We start from the raw sequence: 15162 nt of genomic DNA, 5'->3' as shown, positions 1-15162 counted from the left end.
GATGACCAAGAATTCTTTGCTCGCGCAGCCATTTTATGCGCTGCTGGCCGGCGTTGCCAGCTTCACCAGCGTGGCGGCGCTGGCGACCGTGATGACCGTCCAGCCGGTCTTCGCCCAGGACGATGAAGACGAGGAAGACGAAGACAAGACGATCGCCGATGTGGTCGAGGATTACGAAGAGCTCGATGGTCTGTTCCCGATGTGGCAGGACCCGGAAAACGGCGACCTCTACATGGAGATCACCGAGGACCAGCTCGGAGAGGAGTTCATCGCCTTCTCCTATACCGAGAACGGTGTTCTGGGCGCGGGCCATTTCAAGGGCGCCTATCGCGACCAGCGCATCATCTCCTTCGAGAAGCGCTATGGCACGATCGATGTCGTCGAGGTCAACACCGCCTTTTATTTCGATGAAGACAACGCCCTGTCGCGCGCATCCGACGCCAATATCTCCGATGCGATCCTCGCCAATGTGACGATCGAGGGCGAGACGGCGGCCTCGGGCGAGGGCGAGGAGGCGACCCCGGCGCGCTATCTGGTCAAGGCGAACGATCTGTTCCTGACCGAAAACCTGCATCAGGTCAAAGCATCCTCCGGCCCCAACGATCAGCCGACGGATTTCCGCATCGGTGAGCTGTCCGCGTCCAAGACCCATTATGACGAGGTCCGCAATTATCCGGAAAATACCGACGTCATCGTCAGCTATGTCTATGACCTGCCGCGTCCGACCAATTATGGCGGCGCTGACGTGACCGACGCGCGCTCGGTCACGATCCGCATGCAGCATTCGCTGATCGCCATGCCGGAAGAGGAGTTCACACCGCGCTTCGACGATTACCGCATCGGCTATTTCTTCGATCAGGTCACCGACCTGACCTCGCCGGATGCGACGCCCTATCGCGACATGATCAACCGCTGGCGCCTGGTCAAGCAGGACCCGAGCGCCGCCGTGTCCGACCCGGTCGAGCCGATCACCTGGTGGATCGAGAACACGACCCCGGTCGAGTATCGCGACATCATCCGCGACGCCGCGCTGGCGTGGAACGAATCCTTCGAGGCGGCCGGCTTCTCCAATGCGATGGAAGTGAAGGTGCAGCCGGACGATGCCGAGTGGGACGCGGGCGATATCCGCTACAACGTGCTGCGCTGGACATCCTCGCCGAACCCGCCCTTTGGCGGCTATGGCCCGAGCTTCACCAATCCGCGCACCGGCGAGATCATCGGCGCCGACATCATGCTGGAATATGTCTTCCTGACCAACCGTATCACCTTTACCGAGCTTTTCGGCGAGGATGGCGCAGCATCGCAGGCGGCGATGGCAGCCCTGCATGAGGCAAATGCCAGGGGCAAGGGCCTGTGCGATGTCGGCACACGCCTGCACCAGGACCTGATGTTCGCCCGCACCGCGGCGATGCAGGCCGGTGCCGGCGAGGATGACGTCAGCCAGCTCGTCGAGGACGGGCTCTATTACCTGATCCTGCACGAGATTGGCCATACGCTGGGCCTCAACCACAATATGAAGGCCTCGATCATGTGGGACGCACAGGAAGTCCACGACAAGGAACTGACGCAGGGGATCATCGCCGGCTCCGTCATGGACTATCCCGCGCTCAACGTCGCGCCGCAGGGTGTGACCCAGGGCGACTATGCCAACCGCCGCCCGGGACCCTATGACAATTGGGCGATCACCTTCGGCTATGCGCCGCAGATTGACGACCCGGCCGCGCGCGCCGCGCTGCTGTCCAAGTCGACCGAGCACGGGCTTGCCTTCGGCAATGACGCCGACGACATGCGCTCTGCCGGCGGCGGCGGTATCGACCCGCGCGTGATGATCGGCGACATGTCTTCCGACATGGTCACTTATGGCAAGGATCGCATCGATCTCGTCCAGTCGCTGATGCCGGGCCTGAAGGAGAAATACTCCAGTGAAGGCGACAGCTGGGAAGCGCTGCGCAATGCCTATCTCATCCTGACCTCCAACCAGGCCAGCATGGGCGGCGCCGTGTCGCGCTATATCGGCGGCGTCTATGTCGAGCGGGCCGCGATCGGCCAGGACGGCGAGACCCAGAGCTATACGCCGGTGTCGAAGGACTATCAGAAGGCCGCAATGAAGCTGCTCAAGGACGAGATCTTCGCCGCCGACGCCTTCGATGTGCCGGCTGACCTCGTCGCCAGCCTGCAGCCACAGCGCCGCGGCTTCGCCCTGTTCGGCGATACCGAGGACCCCAAGGTGCATGAGCGCGCGCTGTCGATCCAGTCGAGCGTCCTCAACCACCTGATGAGCGCCAATGTCCTCGACCGGATGACCAACTACCAGCTCTATGGCGGCGAGTATAAGCCGGCGGAGATGCTGCTCGACCTCAATGACGCGATCTATGGCGGCGACCTGACCGGCAAGCCGAACACGTTCCGCCAGAACCTGCAGGTCGAGTATACAAAGCGGCTGGTCGGCATCGTCGGCAATGGCGGCTATGGGCCGGTGGCCCAGTCCGCTGCGCTTGCCGCGATCAAGGATGTGAACGGGCGTATCGGCTGGTTCGCCTTCGGCCAGGATGCGGCGTCCGCGGCGCATCGCGAGCACATCAAGGCGATCATTGCGCCCGTCATGGAAAAGATCTGATGGAAACGATCTGAGGGAAAGGCGCCGCTGGCGTTTTGAGCCTGAAGAAGGCTTGAGGAAGGAAAGGCCGGGCACGCCCCGGCCTTTCCGGCTTTACGGGGGCGTTTTGTGGCCCCCTCACTATTGACGGACCCGCATTATTCTCGTATGACGCCGCCTCTTTTGGCGTATTCCTTGAAGGAAGCGGCAAACAACGCTGGCAGCAGTCCGGCGGATGAAAAAGGACTTCTCTTTATTAACCGCCCTGAAATCAGAGGGCATTTGAAAGGTCGCAAGATGTACGCAGTCGTCAAGACAGGGGGCAAGCAGTATCGCGTTGCCCAGAATGATGTGATCAAGGTAGAGCGCCTCGATGGCGATGCCGGTGACACGATCACCCTCGAAGAAGTCATCATGGTCGGCAATGGCGCAGACGTGAAAGTCGGCGCGCCGAAAGTCGATGGCGCATCGGTCGCCGCGGAAATTCTCGAGCAGGCGCGCACCAAGAAGATCACCGTCTTCAAGAAGCGCCGCCGCCAGAACTATCGCCGCAAGGCCGGTCACCGCCAGCACCTGACAGTCCTGCGCATCACCGACATCCTGACCGACGGCGCCAAGCCGGCCAAGAAAGCCGCCGCGAAACCGGCTGCCAAGACAGCCGAGCCGAAAGCCGAAACGGCGCCGAAAGACATCGCCGAGACGCCGGCAGTCGCCACGCAAGCGGCCGACTTCAAGGACGATATTTCGCTGATCGGCGGCGTTGGCCCGAAACTGAAGGAAAAGCTCGAAGGCTACGGCATCACCTCGCTCAAGCAGATCGCCGGGATGGATGACGCCGCTGTCGCCAAGATGGACGATGAGCTGTCCCTCGGCGGCCGCCCGGCCCGCGACGAATGGGTCGAGCAGGCACAGGAACTCGTCGCCGGCAAGCCGCCGCGCGCCAAAACAGACCAGAAAGCTGCGAAAGCTGACAAGGAGTAACGGACAATGGCACATAAGAAAGCAGGCGGTTCATCCCGTAACGGTCGCGACTCAGCTGGTCGCCGCCTCGGCGTGAAGAAATTCGGCGGTCAGTCCGTCGTGCCGGGCAATATCATCATCCGCCAGCGCGGCACCAAATATCACCCGGGCGACAATGTCGGCATCGGCAAGGATCACACCATCTTCGCGCTCGTCGAAGGCAGCGTCTCCTTCCGCAAGACCCGCGACGACAGGTCTGTCGTCAGCGTCCAGCCGGCCCAGGCTGCTGAATAAGGATATCCTCGTTGAAGGATTTCTGAGAGGAGGGCCCATCCGGCCCTCCTTTTTTATTGGACCAGAACGCGTAGAGACGATGCCGCATACGATCCGTACCGAGAGATTGCTGTTGCGCCAGCCCGTTGCGCGGGATGCAGGTGCCTTCACGCGCCATTGCAACGATCTCAGGGTGACGCGGATGACGGCGCGCTGGCCGGCCCGGTTCACCGAGGATTTTGCCCGCGCCCGCCTCGTCAGGGCTGCATCCTGGGACCCGGCGCGTGACGTGCTGTTCTCGATCCTGTTCAGGGGCGACTGTATCGGCGTCATTGGCCTGCATGCCGAGACGGAGGGCACCGGCCGGCTCGGCTACATGATCGGGCTGTCCGTCTCCGGCCAGGGCCTGATGACCGAGGCGGTCAACGCCGTCTGCCGCTACGGCTTCGCCGTTATGGGGCTGAAGGCGATCACCGCCGACCATTATCTCGACAACCCGGCATCAGGCCGGGTTTTGCAGAAGGCCGGGTTTGACTGTATGGGCTATGATCCGCCTGTGTGGTCGCAGGCGCGGGGCCGCGCCGATCCGGGCACGAAATATGCGCTGACGCGTGAAAGGCTGAAAAGATGAAGTTTCTCGACCGGGCCAAGATCTATATCAAAAGCGGCAATGGCGGTGCAGGCTGTCTATCCTTCCGCCGGGAGAAGTTCGTCGAGTTCGGCGGCCCGGATGGCGGCGATGGCGGCCGCGGCGGCCACGTCTTCGTCGAGGCGGTGGAAAACCTCAACACGCTGATCGATTTCCGCTACCAGCAGCATTTCAAGGCCGACACCGGCATCCATGGCATGGGCCGCAACCGCACCGGTGCGGCGGGCGAGGATATCGTCATCAGGGTGCCGGTCGGCACGCAGATCTTCGAGGAAGATGAGGAAACGTTGATCGCCGACCTCGACGTCGAGGGCGAGCGCGTGCTGCTCGCCAAGGGCGGCAATGGCGGCTGGGGCAATGCCCGCTTCAAGACCTCGACCAACCAGGCACCGCGCCGCGCCAATCCGGGCCAGGTGGGCGAGGAGCGTACCATCTGGTTGCGCCTGAAGCTGATCGCCGATGCCGGGCTGGTCGGCCTGCCCAATGCCGGCAAGTCGACCTTCCTTGCCGCCGTTTCCGCCGCCAAGCCGAAGATTGCCGATTATCCGTTTACGACGCTTCATCCCAATCTCGGTGTCGTGCGCGTCGGTCCGGCGAACTCCTTCGTGCTTGCCGACATTCCGGGGCTGATCGAGGGCGCCCATGAGGGCGCGGGCATCGGCGACCGCTTCCTCGGCCATGTCGAGCGCTGCGCCGTGCTGTTGCATCTCGTCGATGCCAGCGCCGATGACGTCGTCGCCAGCTGGCAGACCGTCCGCACCGAGATGGAATCCTATGGCCATGGCCTGGCCGAGCGCGAGGAGATCCTTGCCCTGAACAAGTCCGATATTGTCGGCGATGGCGATCTGGAAGAAAAGCGCGCTGCCCTGGCCGAGGCCAGCGGCAAGGATGTCTGGGTGATCTCCGGCGCGACGACGAAGAATGTCGACAAGCTGCTCGGCAAGCTGCTGGAGGTTATCAAGACGACCCGCGGCGAGGAAGCGGTGGTGGAGGTTGCGGCAGAGGCCGAGGAGGACGACAGCGACGACAGCTGGGTGCCGTAGCGCCGGCGATGGCCATCACCCTGAATCGTTTGCGTGTGGCAGTGGGCTGATTTGGCATTCAAGGTGTGTAAGGACAGACCTGTCCTTACAGACCTTGGCTGATGGTGATTTCAGAGGGCAGAGCCTGTCAAGGCCGCCTTCGGCGCCGCGCAGCGGTTACAGCCTTGACAGGCTCTGCCCTCTGAAATACGCCGGCTACTAGCTGTAGCGTCCTGAAGATCTGTAGACGAACCGCCTACACCGTCTCCGGTGAGAACTGGCCGTATTTGCGATAGCGCACCAGATAGGTCGGCAGGATGGAGAGCAGCGTCGCCGGCTCGATGCCGAGATCCTGGATCGTGCCGATATTGTCCTCGCCGCTAATCCCAACGATATTGTCGCGCTTCAGGAGCTTGACCTGATCGGCAGTGATTGGTGCGCTGACGAAGGGCAGGATGCTGGCCATGTCGCCCGCGGCGCCCATCATGCCGGCGATCGGGAACGGTACCGGCACCAGCGCGCGCTTGCGGCCGATGATCTTCAGCATCATTTCCATCAGTTCCCTGAAGGTCTTCACGTCCGGCCCGCCAAGCTCATAGGTCCGGCCATTGGCGGCCTCGCTTTCGAGCGCGGCGCAGACGGCGTCGGCGACGTCGTCGACATAGACCGGCTGGAATTTCGTCTTGCCGCCGCCGATCAGCGGCAGCGCCGGGGAAAAGCGGGTCATCTCGGCAAAGCGGTTGAAGAACTCGTCCTTGGCCCCGAAGATGATGGACGGGCGCAGGATGGTCGCCGATGGCAGCGCCTCGCGCATCGCGGCCTCGCCTTCGGCCTTGGTGCGGGCATAGTCGCTGTCGCTGTCGCCATCGGCACCGATGGCCGAGACATGCACCACATTGGTGATGCCTTCGCGCGCGGCCAGCTCGGCGATATTGCGCGCGCCCTGCGCCTGGACGCTGTCGAAATTCTGCTTGCCGGCCTTGGACAGGATGCCGACGAGATTGACCACGGCATCAGCGTCTTTCAGCGCCTCGGCGATCGACGGGCGATAGCGGACATTGCCCTGGAACAGCTGGATCTGGCCGACGGCACCCATCGGCCGCAGGAACTGTGCGTGGTGCGGCCGGCGCACGGCAACGCGCACGCGCCAGCCTCTCGCCGCCAGTTCGCGCACGACATTGCGCCCGAGAAACCCCGACCCACCGAATACGACTGCCAGCTTGCTCGCCATGTGTCTCACATCCTTGATGTTTCAATCCCGAGCGGGTTAGCCCAAAAGACGGCCCCGATCAATGCACGCCATCCTGATTCACAAACGTGCCGCAGGAGGTCTGTGTTCCGCCGGTCGAAAATTCCTCAGGCGGGTCCGCAATTGTGTTTGACATGCCTGCATTGGATGCCTAAAAACCGCCTCTCCGAAAGGGCCCAGGTGGCGGAATTGGTAGACGCGCCAGCTTCAGGTGCTGGTATCCGTAAGGATGTGGAAGTTCGAGTCTTCTCCTGGGCACCAAATCATTCTCCAGAACAATCCAGCTTTGTGCGTTAATCTCGTAAAATCAACGAGTTAACGCCATTTTGCGCCGTTTTCAGTCCGATGTTGTCCGGCTGGAGGTGTTGGTATCCCGGAGATTTGTTGGTACATTTGTTGGTACAGCACCCCTATATTGGGTTGGAAAGCCAGATGTACCAACAAATGTACCAACAAACAGGTGCTAAGTGCCTCTTTCCGATATCCAAATCCGCAACCTGAAACCCGAATCAAAACCCTATCGACGCAGTGACGGCGGCGGATTGTTCCTCGAGGTGCGCCCTGTCGGCTCGAAGCTGTGGCGTATGGCCTACCGGTTCGACGGGAAGCAGAAATTGCTGGCCATCGGCACCTATCCTGAAACGGGCCTTGCCGTGGCGCGGGAGCGGCGGCTGGAGGCGAAGGGGCTGTTATCGGACGGGATAGACCCCAACGTCCATATCCGCGCTGAGAAGGCCCGCCACCGCGCCCTGTCGGAAGATACCTTCGCCAACATCGCTGCCGAGCTGATCGCCAAGGGCGAGAAAGACGGGCTTTCACAGCGCACCTTGGACAAGAAGCGGTGGGTTATCGACCTCGCCTTGCCCGACCTGGGCAAGCGACCGATCACCGAAATCGACGCGGCGGAAATCCTGAAGGTGTTGCGCAAGGTCGAGGCCAAGGGAAACTATGAGACCGCCCGGCGCATGCGCTCCACCATCGGGCAGGTATTCAGATACGCCATCGCCACCGCGCGGGCGAGCAATGACCCGACTTTCGGACTGAAGGGCGCGCTGATCGTGCCGCGAACGTCCCACATGGCGGCGCTGACCGACCGGGACGGCTTTGCCGGGCTGGTAAAGGCGATCTGGGCTTATGACGCTGGAACGCCCGAAACACGCGCCGCGCTGAAGCTGATGGCGATCCTGTATCCGCGTCCCGGTGAGTTGCGGCAGGCGCGGTGGGCGGAATTCGATCTGGAGGCCGGTGTCTGGACCATCCCGAAAGAGCGCATGAAGATGCGCCGGGAGCATGTGAAGCCACTGCCACCGCAAGCCATCGAAATCCTGAAGGAATTGCGCGCCCTGAAGCCGGAGAGCGATCTTGTCTTCGCCTCGGCATGGGTGCCGGGCAAGCCGATCAGTGAGAACACGCTGAACACCGCCTTGCGGCGCATGGGCTTTACCAAGGAAGAATGCACCTCGCATGGCTTCCGCGCCAGTGCGTCCAGCCTGTTGAACGAAAGCGGGAAATGGTCGCCTGATGCCATCGAGGCCGAGCTTGCCCATATCGGCAAGGACGAAGTGCGCCGTGCCTACCACCGCTCGAAATATTGGGAAGAGCGGGTGCGCATGGCGGATTGGTGGGCTAGTGAAATCGAAAGCATCGTGAACACTGGTGCGAACTTGACTTGCTCAGACACAGAATCAGGTTATTAAACACTTAATAAAAATATGAGGGGATCTTTGGGGCGTCCAATAGTGGGCGTGGTACGACGCGACAAAGGAGTTGCATGCGTGCCGTCTTTTCCCCAAACCGGCTTTGTCCGGCTCAAGCAAATCCTCGCCCCTGTCGGGCCGATACCTGTTTCCAAGTCCACCTGGTGGGCCGGTATCAAGGACGGGCGTTTCCCCCAACCTTTGAAGCTTGGCGCACGGGTGACCGTGTGGCGGGCTGAAGACATTCACGCGCTGATCGAAACGGGCGTGACGGTCGATGGCGCGTAGGCTCAACGGGCGATCCTTCAGCATCCACCGCGCCTACACCGTCAGCGAGATTGCCGACAAGCTGCAAGTGCACCGCCAAACCGTCTTGCGGTGGATCAGGGCAGGCGAGTTGCTGCCTGTCGATGGAAGCCGCCCGATCCTGGTCGAGGGGGAAACCCTGAAAGCCTATCTCAAGGCGCGCCAGCCCAAGCGGCATAAATGCGCGCCCGATGAATGGTTCTGCATGAAGTGCCGCACGCCCCGGAAGGCCGCTTTTGGCGAGTGCGAAATTCTCACCGGCAATCGCGCTTCCTGCAACATCCGGGCACTGTGTGAAGACTGCGCAACTCTCATGCACAAGCGATTCTCTCTCGCCAGGCTGCCCGCGCTTGCCACCGCTTTCACCGTATCAGCGCCGCAGCACCTCAAACACCTAATGGATAGTATTCACCCCTGCCTGAATGTTCACTACAGAGAGGATGGCAAGACATGCCCAAATCATCCGCCAAGTCACCGGCAAAAAACACCCGTCTGAAGCGCGAATACCTCACTTGGCTGGAGGGCGCGAAGGGCCAGGACGAGAAGACCACGACGCAGGTCGCGGCGGCGCTGTCACTCTATGAAAAGTCCATCGGCCACCGCGATTTTGCGCCCTTCCATTTTGAACAGGCGCGCAAGTTCAAGCGTGATCTGGAAGCGGCGAGAAACGAGCGCACCGGCAAGCCGTTGTCGCAGGCGACCATCCGCGCCCGCCTGAATGCGGTAAAGGAATTCTTCCGCTGGCTCGCCATCCAGCCGGGCTATCGCCAGAAGGTCAGCTATGCCGACACCGAATATTTCAGCATGAGCCGGAAGCAGGAACGGGTGGCCACCGCGACGCGGGGCAGGCCCGTCCCGACCCTGGACCAGATACGCCATGCCATCGCCGCCGCGCCCGCCGCAAATGCGGTGGAGCGGCGCGACAGGGCGCTTCTCGCCTTCGCCATCCTCACTGGCATGCGGGACGCGGCCATGGCGTCCCTGCCGCTTGGCAATGTCAGTATCGAGCAAAGAGAGGTGTTTCAGGATGCGCGCCTTGTGAAGACCAAGGCGTCCAAGACCATGCGCACCGCCTTCTTCCCTGTCGGCGAAGACCTGGTCGCCATCGTCGCAGATTGGGTGGCCTATCTGAAATCGGATCTTCTCTATGCCGAGACTGATCCGCTGTTTCCCCAGACGGCGGTGGCGAGCGATGGCGGCCTGTTCACGGCGGCGGGCGTGAAGCCGGAATACTGGAGCGATGCCAGCGCGATCAGGCGCATTTTCCGGGAGCGGTTCGAGGCGGCGGGCCTGTCCTATTTCCATCCCCACAGCTTCCGCCACACGCTGATGCAAGAGGCCTTCCGGCTGAAGCTGGGCGGTGAGGCACTGAAGGCGTGGAGCCAGAATCTGGGCCACGAGAATTTGGGGACCAGCCTGAACAGCTATGGCAAGGTCGCCGACTTCCGCGTCGGCGAAATCATGTCCGGCCTGTCACAGCCGGAGACGGGCGCGGCGGTGGAAGCCGACATGCCGCCGGAGGCGCTCGAATGGATGGAAAAATTGCTCGCGGCGCGGAAGGGGAGGTAGCGGTGGCGCTTGCGCTTTAGAGTGATGGCCAGTTTCAACTTGCGGTCCGGGGCGGCTTCCGATTTGATTGCGGCCTTCGTGATGAATAATGAATGATAGGATAGGCGATGCCGACGCTGGACTGGATCGGGAAACAGGCGGTTGTGAACCACCACCGGGACGTGCCTTATCGGCTTATCCACTGCGATAGCGAGCTGTCAGCGGGCGATCCGGATGCGGGCAACCTGCTAGTGCAGGGCGACAATCTGGAGGCGCTACGCGCACTGCTGCCATACTATGCCGGGCAGGTGAAGTGCATCTATATCGACCCGCCTTACAACACAGGCAATGAAGGCTGGGTCTATAACGACAATGTCAACTCGCCGGAAATCAGCGCTTGGCTTAATTCCGTAGTTGGCAAGGAGGGCGAAGACTTATCGCGCCATGATAAATGGCTTTGCATGATGTATCCGCGTCTACGTCTTTTAAGCGAATTTCTCAGAGACGACGGGGTCATTTTGGTCAGTATAGACGATAACGAAATTCATGCGCTACGTTATCTGTTACAAGAAGTTTTCAAGTCAAATTTCATTAGTTCATTGATATGGGTGAATGAAGGTAACGTCGATAACCAAAGCAAGATTAAGCAATATCATGAGTATATATTGATATTTGAAAAGCGTCGCGGCAGCTTCGGCCTACCTGCTTTGGTTGATCCTAACATCGACGACGACTCTAAATTATCAAACCCAGAAATTGTAAATACAATTGTTAAGAACGGGCCAAAAAATCCAGTTTCAACAATTACCCTGCCGGAGGGTTTCCCGGCAGATTTTGAGAAGGGAGTTATAGATGTCCCTTCAAGCGATTTTTGGCCTCAATTCGATCAGCCAATAGAGGTTGAGAACTTCCGTCTTAAACATCCAGTCGACCTTCGTAGCGGGTGGAGCTCGAAAGCCATGTGCGAGCTATTTATTCAGTCAAGGTTCAACCCGTTACTTGACCGCAAAGGGCAACTTACAAGTTTCTATATCACGAAGTCAGGTGCGTTGTTCAATCGAAAGAAACGAAATGAAAGCCAAAGCCACGTGCTTTCCGTCCTGCACAACATGGGTTCGGTGCAGGAAAGCTCCTCCGAGCTAAAGGAACTCGGTATTGAGTTTACTTATCCAAAGCCGCGACGGTTGATTGAGTACCTACTAAAAATGTCTACGAAGCCCGGCGACATAGTCTTAGATTCCTTCGCTGGGTCAGGTACTACTGGTCATGCAGTCCTCGAACTCAACCAACAAGATGGCGGTAAACGCCGTTTCATCCTTATAGAGATGGATAAAAATATAGCTTCCGACGTTACCGCTGAGCGGCTGCGTCGCGTCATTGACGGCTATAACAAAGGCGGTGACAACGAGAAGCCTTTAGAGGGGCAAGGCGGGGGCTTCCGCTTCTGTAGCTTGGGCGTGCCGCTTTTCGACGAATTTGGCGACATAGAGAGCGAAGTCACCTTCCCGGACCTTGCTGCCCATATCTTCTTTTCCGAAACCGGTGTGCCGATCCCACAGCGGGCGCAATCGGAATTTCTTGGTACTTTTCAGGACCGGGCGGTTTATCTGCTCTTTGACGAAACCCATGCCGAAACGCCACGCGAGGCGGTGGGCAACGTGCTGACGCCCGACCGGCTCGATGCCCTGCCGCCTGCGCCGGAAGGCTTTGGAGGTACACGAATCATCTATGGCGAAGGGTGCACCGTTTCAAAAGATCGCCTGAAATCGGCGGGCGCTGTGTTCAAGCAGATTCCGTACCAGATAAATGGGGCTTGACGGTATGGCGAAAGTCAACTTTGAGCCCCGCAATTATCAGTTACAGGCGCTTGACGATTTGTCAAAATATCTCAAGCGCATAGGCGATATAGCGTCATCGCAAGGCGATGCGATTACGCCTGCAGCGCAAGCCTTCGCTGCGCGTACCGGTCGCGGCTATGTCGAAGCGCCTGATGTGGCCAGCGGCACGCCGTATGTCTGTGTGCGTATCCCGACCGGCGGCGGCAAGACATTGGTTGCCGCCCATAGCGTAGGTGTTGTGGCGCGCGATTATCTCCAGACGGACAATCCCATGGTGCTATGGCTTGTTCCCTCCACAACAATTCGCGACCAGACGCTGAATGCGCTTCGCAATCTGGACCACCCCTACCGCGCTGCACTGGAAGAAAATTTTGGGCGCAATTTGAGTGTCATGACGGTGGATGAGGCGCTTTCCCTCTCGCGCCCTGATGCGGAAGGTGGCGCGTGCATCATCGTCGCCACGATGCAGGCTTTCCGTGTGGAACAGGACAAAGACAGTGATGCCCGGCGGGTCTATCGCGACAATGGCAATCTGATGGACCATTTCAGCGGGCTGGATGCTGCACAGAAGATGCGTCTCGAAATGGTCGAGGGTACGAACCGCCCGGTTGCCTCGCTGGAGAATGTTCTTCGCCTCCACCGCCCCATGGTCATCGTGGACGAGGCGCACAATTCGCGTACCCCGCTATCCTATGAAACCCTGTCGCGCTTCCAGCCGGCTGTGATCCTGGAGCTGACGGCAACGCCGCAACTGAAGAATGACCCGGATAACGGGCAATATGCGTCCAACGTGCTGTTTCACGTTTCAGCGGCGGAACTGAAAGCGGCCGAAATGATCAAGATGCCGATCCGGCTGGAGACCGATCCGGACTGGCGGCAGACTGTTGGCAAGGCACTCGATGCCCGCGCCAAGCTAGAAGAAATGGCGAAGGCGGAAGAAGCCGAAACCGGCGCCTATATACGCCCGATTATTCTCTTTCAGGCACAGGCGAAGTCGAAGAACGATCCACACCGGATCGTGCCGGAAACGCTGCTGGAGCATCTGACAAATGACAAGAATATTCCGCGCGAACAGATTGCGCTGCATGGCGTCGGTTTCAAGGAGCTGGACGATATCGAAGATATTGAAGCGCGGGACTGCCCGGTTCGCTATGTGATAACGGTGCAGGCGCTGAAGGAAGGGTGGGATTGCCCGTTTGCCTATGTGTTGTGTTCCGTTGCCGAGCTTGGTTCGGCCACCGCTGTTGAACAGATACTGGGCCGGGTGCTGCGCATGCCGGGAACCGTGCGCAAGCGCCGGGAGGAACTGAACAGGGCCTATGCCTTCGTTGCCTCCAAGAGCTTCCAGTCTGCCGCTGCAAGCCTTCGCGACGGATTGGTGGATGGGGCAGGTTTCGAGCGGCTCGAAGCCAAGGACATGGTGCAGAATCATGGCGGCTATGACCTCGCTGAAGATCCTGCCGATTACGTGTATGATGCCGAGCCATTACCGGAAGACGAGACCACGACACAACAGGCGGTGGAAACGGTGCTTTCCAAATTGCCGCCGAAACTGAAGGAGCGGGTCAGTTACGATGGCGGGACACGCAAACTTTCCGTGCGCGGTCGAATGTCGAAAGAGGATCGCAACCTGATTATCCTGACCACCGCAAAAGTGAAGGGAGCCGACCGGCAGGTTGACCGGCTGTTCAGGCGCTCAAACAGGATCACAGAGACCGAATTGCCGGAGGGCGATGCAGAAAAGCCGCCTTTCATCGTGCCCCGCCTTGGCGTCTTTCGGCAGGGTGAACTGGAGCTGTTCACGCCCGATCATTTTCTGGACCTGCCTTGGAATCTTGCAGCATGCGACCCGGCGCGTTTCTTGGAAACCTTCAGGATCAAGGACGGTGGTATTGGCGGTGAAGTCGATATTGACGAGAAGGGCAAGCTGCGGATCAGTACGATTGAACAGGTGCAAGGCCAGCTTGCCGCTGTAGTCCGTGAACCCGCCTGGACCTTGCCGCGCCTTGTGAACTGGATTGACAAGGGTATTCATCATCCGGACGTGACGAAGCCTGCCGCCAGAATTTTCATCCAGACCGCTCTTGAAAAGGTCATGGAGGCGCGCGGCTATTCGCTGGATGAGCTGGCGCGCCATAAATATGCGGTAGTACGAGAACTGCGAACAGCCATCGAGGACTTGCGCAAGAAGCGTGAACAAGAGAGCTATGGCGCATTGTTCGCGGCGGATGCCTCCCGCTTCGAGACGAGCGCTGAAATCGGCATAGTTTTCGATGAGATCAAATACATTCCCGATCCGCCTTATCGGGGGGCGCGGAAATTCGACCACCACTACTTCCCCATTATCGGAGACCTGAAATCCCATGGGGAAGAATTCGATTGCGCCTGTCATCTGGATGAGCATCCAGACGTCCGGTACTGGCTGCGAAATGTGGACCGCAAACCGAACAGCTTTTGGCTGCAATTGCCGAGCGCAAGATTCTATCCCGACTTTGTTGCCATGCTGCATGATGGTCGAATTCTGGTAGTCGAATACAAAGGTGCCGACCGGTTTGATAATCCATCCGAACAGGAAAAGCTGAAAATCGGGAACCTTTGGGCAGACGCAAGTGGCGGGCAATGCCTGTTCGTGATGCCAACGCGCCGGGATTTTAAGGCTATCGACCGGGTGATAGAGACCGGCAAGTAATGCCAAGCGGATAAATTTGTTGGTACATTTGTTGGTACAGGCAAAACCAAATTTAAAAAATCGTTGAAAAAACAACGCACTGAATTGTAAATTCGATGCCTCTCCTGGCACCATCAAAAGTCGGTCCGCGACGCGGATCAGAAATGCCGGTGACATTTTGACGACTTTGAATGCCCCGGAAGGGGCGCGGCTTCTTCAACAGGTCAAGTGAACATATAGTGCCAGGGGCGTTTTTCGGCGGCAAATGCCACGGAAGGCGCGACGACAAGCCGGCCTTCTCTTCAAAAACATTGACCATCAGGCGCTCGCGCCCCTATCAATGGCTTTTGGAAATG

12 protein-coding genes and 1 tRNA gene are annotated in these 15162 nt (G+C 59.4%); 12 read left to right on the top strand and 1 reads right to left on the bottom strand.

Translation table 11 applies throughout. The features are described 5' to 3' along the window. Position 1: 1 nt before the first annotated feature. The 5 genes from IEV88_RS11400 (at position 2) to obgE (ending at position 5521) form a co-directional block, all read left to right on the top strand. Positions 2 to 2617: a zinc-dependent metalloprotease gene (locus IEV88_RS11400; RefSeq protein WP_188158330.1), complete on the top strand. Its 2616-nt coding sequence runs from the start codon at positions 2 to 4 to the stop codon at positions 2615 to 2617. A gap of 276 nt (positions 2618 to 2893) precedes the next feature. Further along, positions 2894 to 3577, top strand: a complete 684-nt coding sequence (locus IEV88_RS11395) for a 50S ribosomal protein L21 (protein WP_188158331.1) — start codon at positions 2894 to 2896, stop codon at positions 3575 to 3577. Between the two features lie 6 nt (positions 3578 to 3583). Next, positions 3584 to 3850, top strand: coding sequence for a 50S ribosomal protein L27 (gene rpmA / locus IEV88_RS11390; protein WP_188158332.1), 267 nt, complete (start codon positions 3584 to 3586; stop codon positions 3848 to 3850). 79 nt (positions 3851 to 3929) lie between these two features. Beyond that, a complete protein-coding gene (locus IEV88_RS11385) occupies positions 3930 to 4460 on the top strand; it encodes a GNAT family N-acetyltransferase (RefSeq protein WP_188158333.1) in 531 nt (176 codons plus the stop codon). Next, positions 4457 to 5521, top strand: coding sequence for a GTPase ObgE (gene obgE, locus IEV88_RS11380; RefSeq protein WP_188158334.1), 1065 nt, complete (start codon positions 4457 to 4459; stop codon positions 5519 to 5521). The genes IEV88_RS11385 and obgE overlap by 4 nt, the downstream gene beginning before the upstream one ends. 235 nt (positions 5522 to 5756) lie before the next feature. On the opposite strand, the gene IEV88_RS11375 is transcribed toward obgE, so the two are convergent. Next, on the bottom strand, positions 5757 to 6731 hold the full coding sequence (locus tag IEV88_RS11375) for a complex I NDUFA9 subunit family protein (RefSeq protein WP_188158335.1): 975 nt from the start codon (positions 6729 to 6731) through the stop codon (positions 5757 to 5759). Between the two features lie 192 nt (positions 6732 to 6923). Between IEV88_RS11375 and IEV88_RS11370 the strand changes: the two genes are divergently transcribed. The 7 genes from IEV88_RS11370 to IEV88_RS11340 all read left to right on the top strand — a co-directional run bounded on the left by IEV88_RS11370 (position 6924) and on the right by IEV88_RS11340 (position 14827). Beyond that, a tRNA-Leu gene (locus IEV88_RS11370) sits at positions 6924 to 7010 on the top strand. Positions 7011 to 7216: 206 nt separating this feature from the next. Then, positions 7217 to 8446, top strand: coding sequence for a tyrosine-type recombinase/integrase (locus IEV88_RS11365; protein ID WP_188158336.1), 1230 nt, complete (start codon positions 7217 to 7219; stop codon positions 8444 to 8446). Between the two features lie 78 nt (positions 8447 to 8524). Next, positions 8525 to 8734: a helix-turn-helix transcriptional regulator gene (locus IEV88_RS11360; RefSeq protein WP_206711191.1), complete on the top strand. Its 210-nt coding sequence runs from the start codon at positions 8525 to 8527 to the stop codon at positions 8732 to 8734. Beyond that, positions 8724 to 9248 (top strand): helix-turn-helix domain-containing protein, encoded by a 525-nt coding sequence (locus IEV88_RS11355; protein WP_188158338.1) that lies wholly within the window; start codon positions 8724 to 8726, stop codon positions 9246 to 9248. The genes IEV88_RS11360 and IEV88_RS11355 overlap by 11 nt, the downstream gene beginning before the upstream one ends. Next, entirely contained in the window at positions 9203 to 10321 is a 1119-nt protein-coding gene (locus IEV88_RS11350; protein ID WP_188158339.1) for a tyrosine-type recombinase/integrase, read from the top strand. The genes IEV88_RS11355 and IEV88_RS11350 overlap by 46 nt, the downstream gene beginning before the upstream one ends. Before the next feature lie 107 nt (positions 10322 to 10428). Beyond that, the gene (locus IEV88_RS11345) at positions 10429 to 12117 is read left to right on the top strand and encodes a site-specific DNA-methyltransferase (protein ID WP_188158340.1); all 1689 of its coding nucleotides are present in this window, start codon (positions 10429 to 10431) and stop codon (positions 12115 to 12117) included. Positions 12118 to 12121: 4 nt separating this feature from the next. Continuing rightward, positions 12122 to 14827, top strand: coding sequence for a DEAD/DEAH box helicase (locus IEV88_RS11340; protein ID WP_188158341.1), 2706 nt, complete (start codon positions 12122 to 12124; stop codon positions 14825 to 14827). Positions 14828 to 15162: the final 335 nt, after the last annotated feature.

It is taken from the genome of Aquisalinus flavus (genome assembly GCF_014640095.1).
In the GTDB taxonomy this organism is placed as follows: Bacteria; Pseudomonadota; Alphaproteobacteria; order Caulobacterales; family Parvularculaceae; genus Aquisalinus; species Aquisalinus flavus.
Note: the sequence above shows the minus strand (reverse complement) of the source record. Positions and strands in the feature narration are given on the sequence as shown.

Excerpts from the sequence above, each read along its gene's own strand:
- IEV88_RS11345 (WP_188158340.1), top strand. The coding sequence starts at position 10,429 with ATGCCGACGCTGGACTGGATCGGGAAACAGGCGGTTGTGAACCACCAC.
- IEV88_RS11395 (WP_188158331.1), top strand. The coding sequence starts at position 2,894 with ATGTACGCAGTCGTCAAGACAGGGGGCAAGCAGTATCGCGTTGCCCAG.
- IEV88_RS11400 (WP_188158330.1), top strand. The coding sequence starts at position 2 with ATGACCAAGAATTCTTTGCTCGCGCAGCCATTTTATGCGCTGCTGGCC.
- IEV88_RS11340 (WP_188158341.1), top strand. The coding sequence starts at position 12,122 with ATGGCGAAAGTCAACTTTGAGCCCCGCAATTATCAGTTACAGGCGCTT.
- obgE (WP_188158334.1), top strand. The coding sequence starts at position 4,457 with ATGAAGTTTCTCGACCGGGCCAAGATCTATATCAAAAGCGGCAATGGC.
- IEV88_RS11385 (WP_188158333.1), top strand. The coding sequence starts at position 3,930 with ATGCCGCATACGATCCGTACCGAGAGATTGCTGTTGCGCCAGCCCGTT.
- IEV88_RS11350 (WP_188158339.1), top strand. The coding sequence starts at position 9,203 with ATGCCCAAATCATCCGCCAAGTCACCGGCAAAAAACACCCGTCTGAAG.
- IEV88_RS11375 (WP_188158335.1), bottom strand. The coding sequence starts at position 6,731 with ATGGCGAGCAAGCTGGCAGTCGTATTCGGTGGGTCGGGGTTTCTCGGG.
- IEV88_RS11355 (WP_188158338.1), top strand. The coding sequence starts at position 8,724 with ATGGCGCGTAGGCTCAACGGGCGATCCTTCAGCATCCACCGCGCCTAC.
- rpmA (WP_188158332.1), top strand. The coding sequence starts at position 3,584 with ATGGCACATAAGAAAGCAGGCGGTTCATCCCGTAACGGTCGCGACTCA.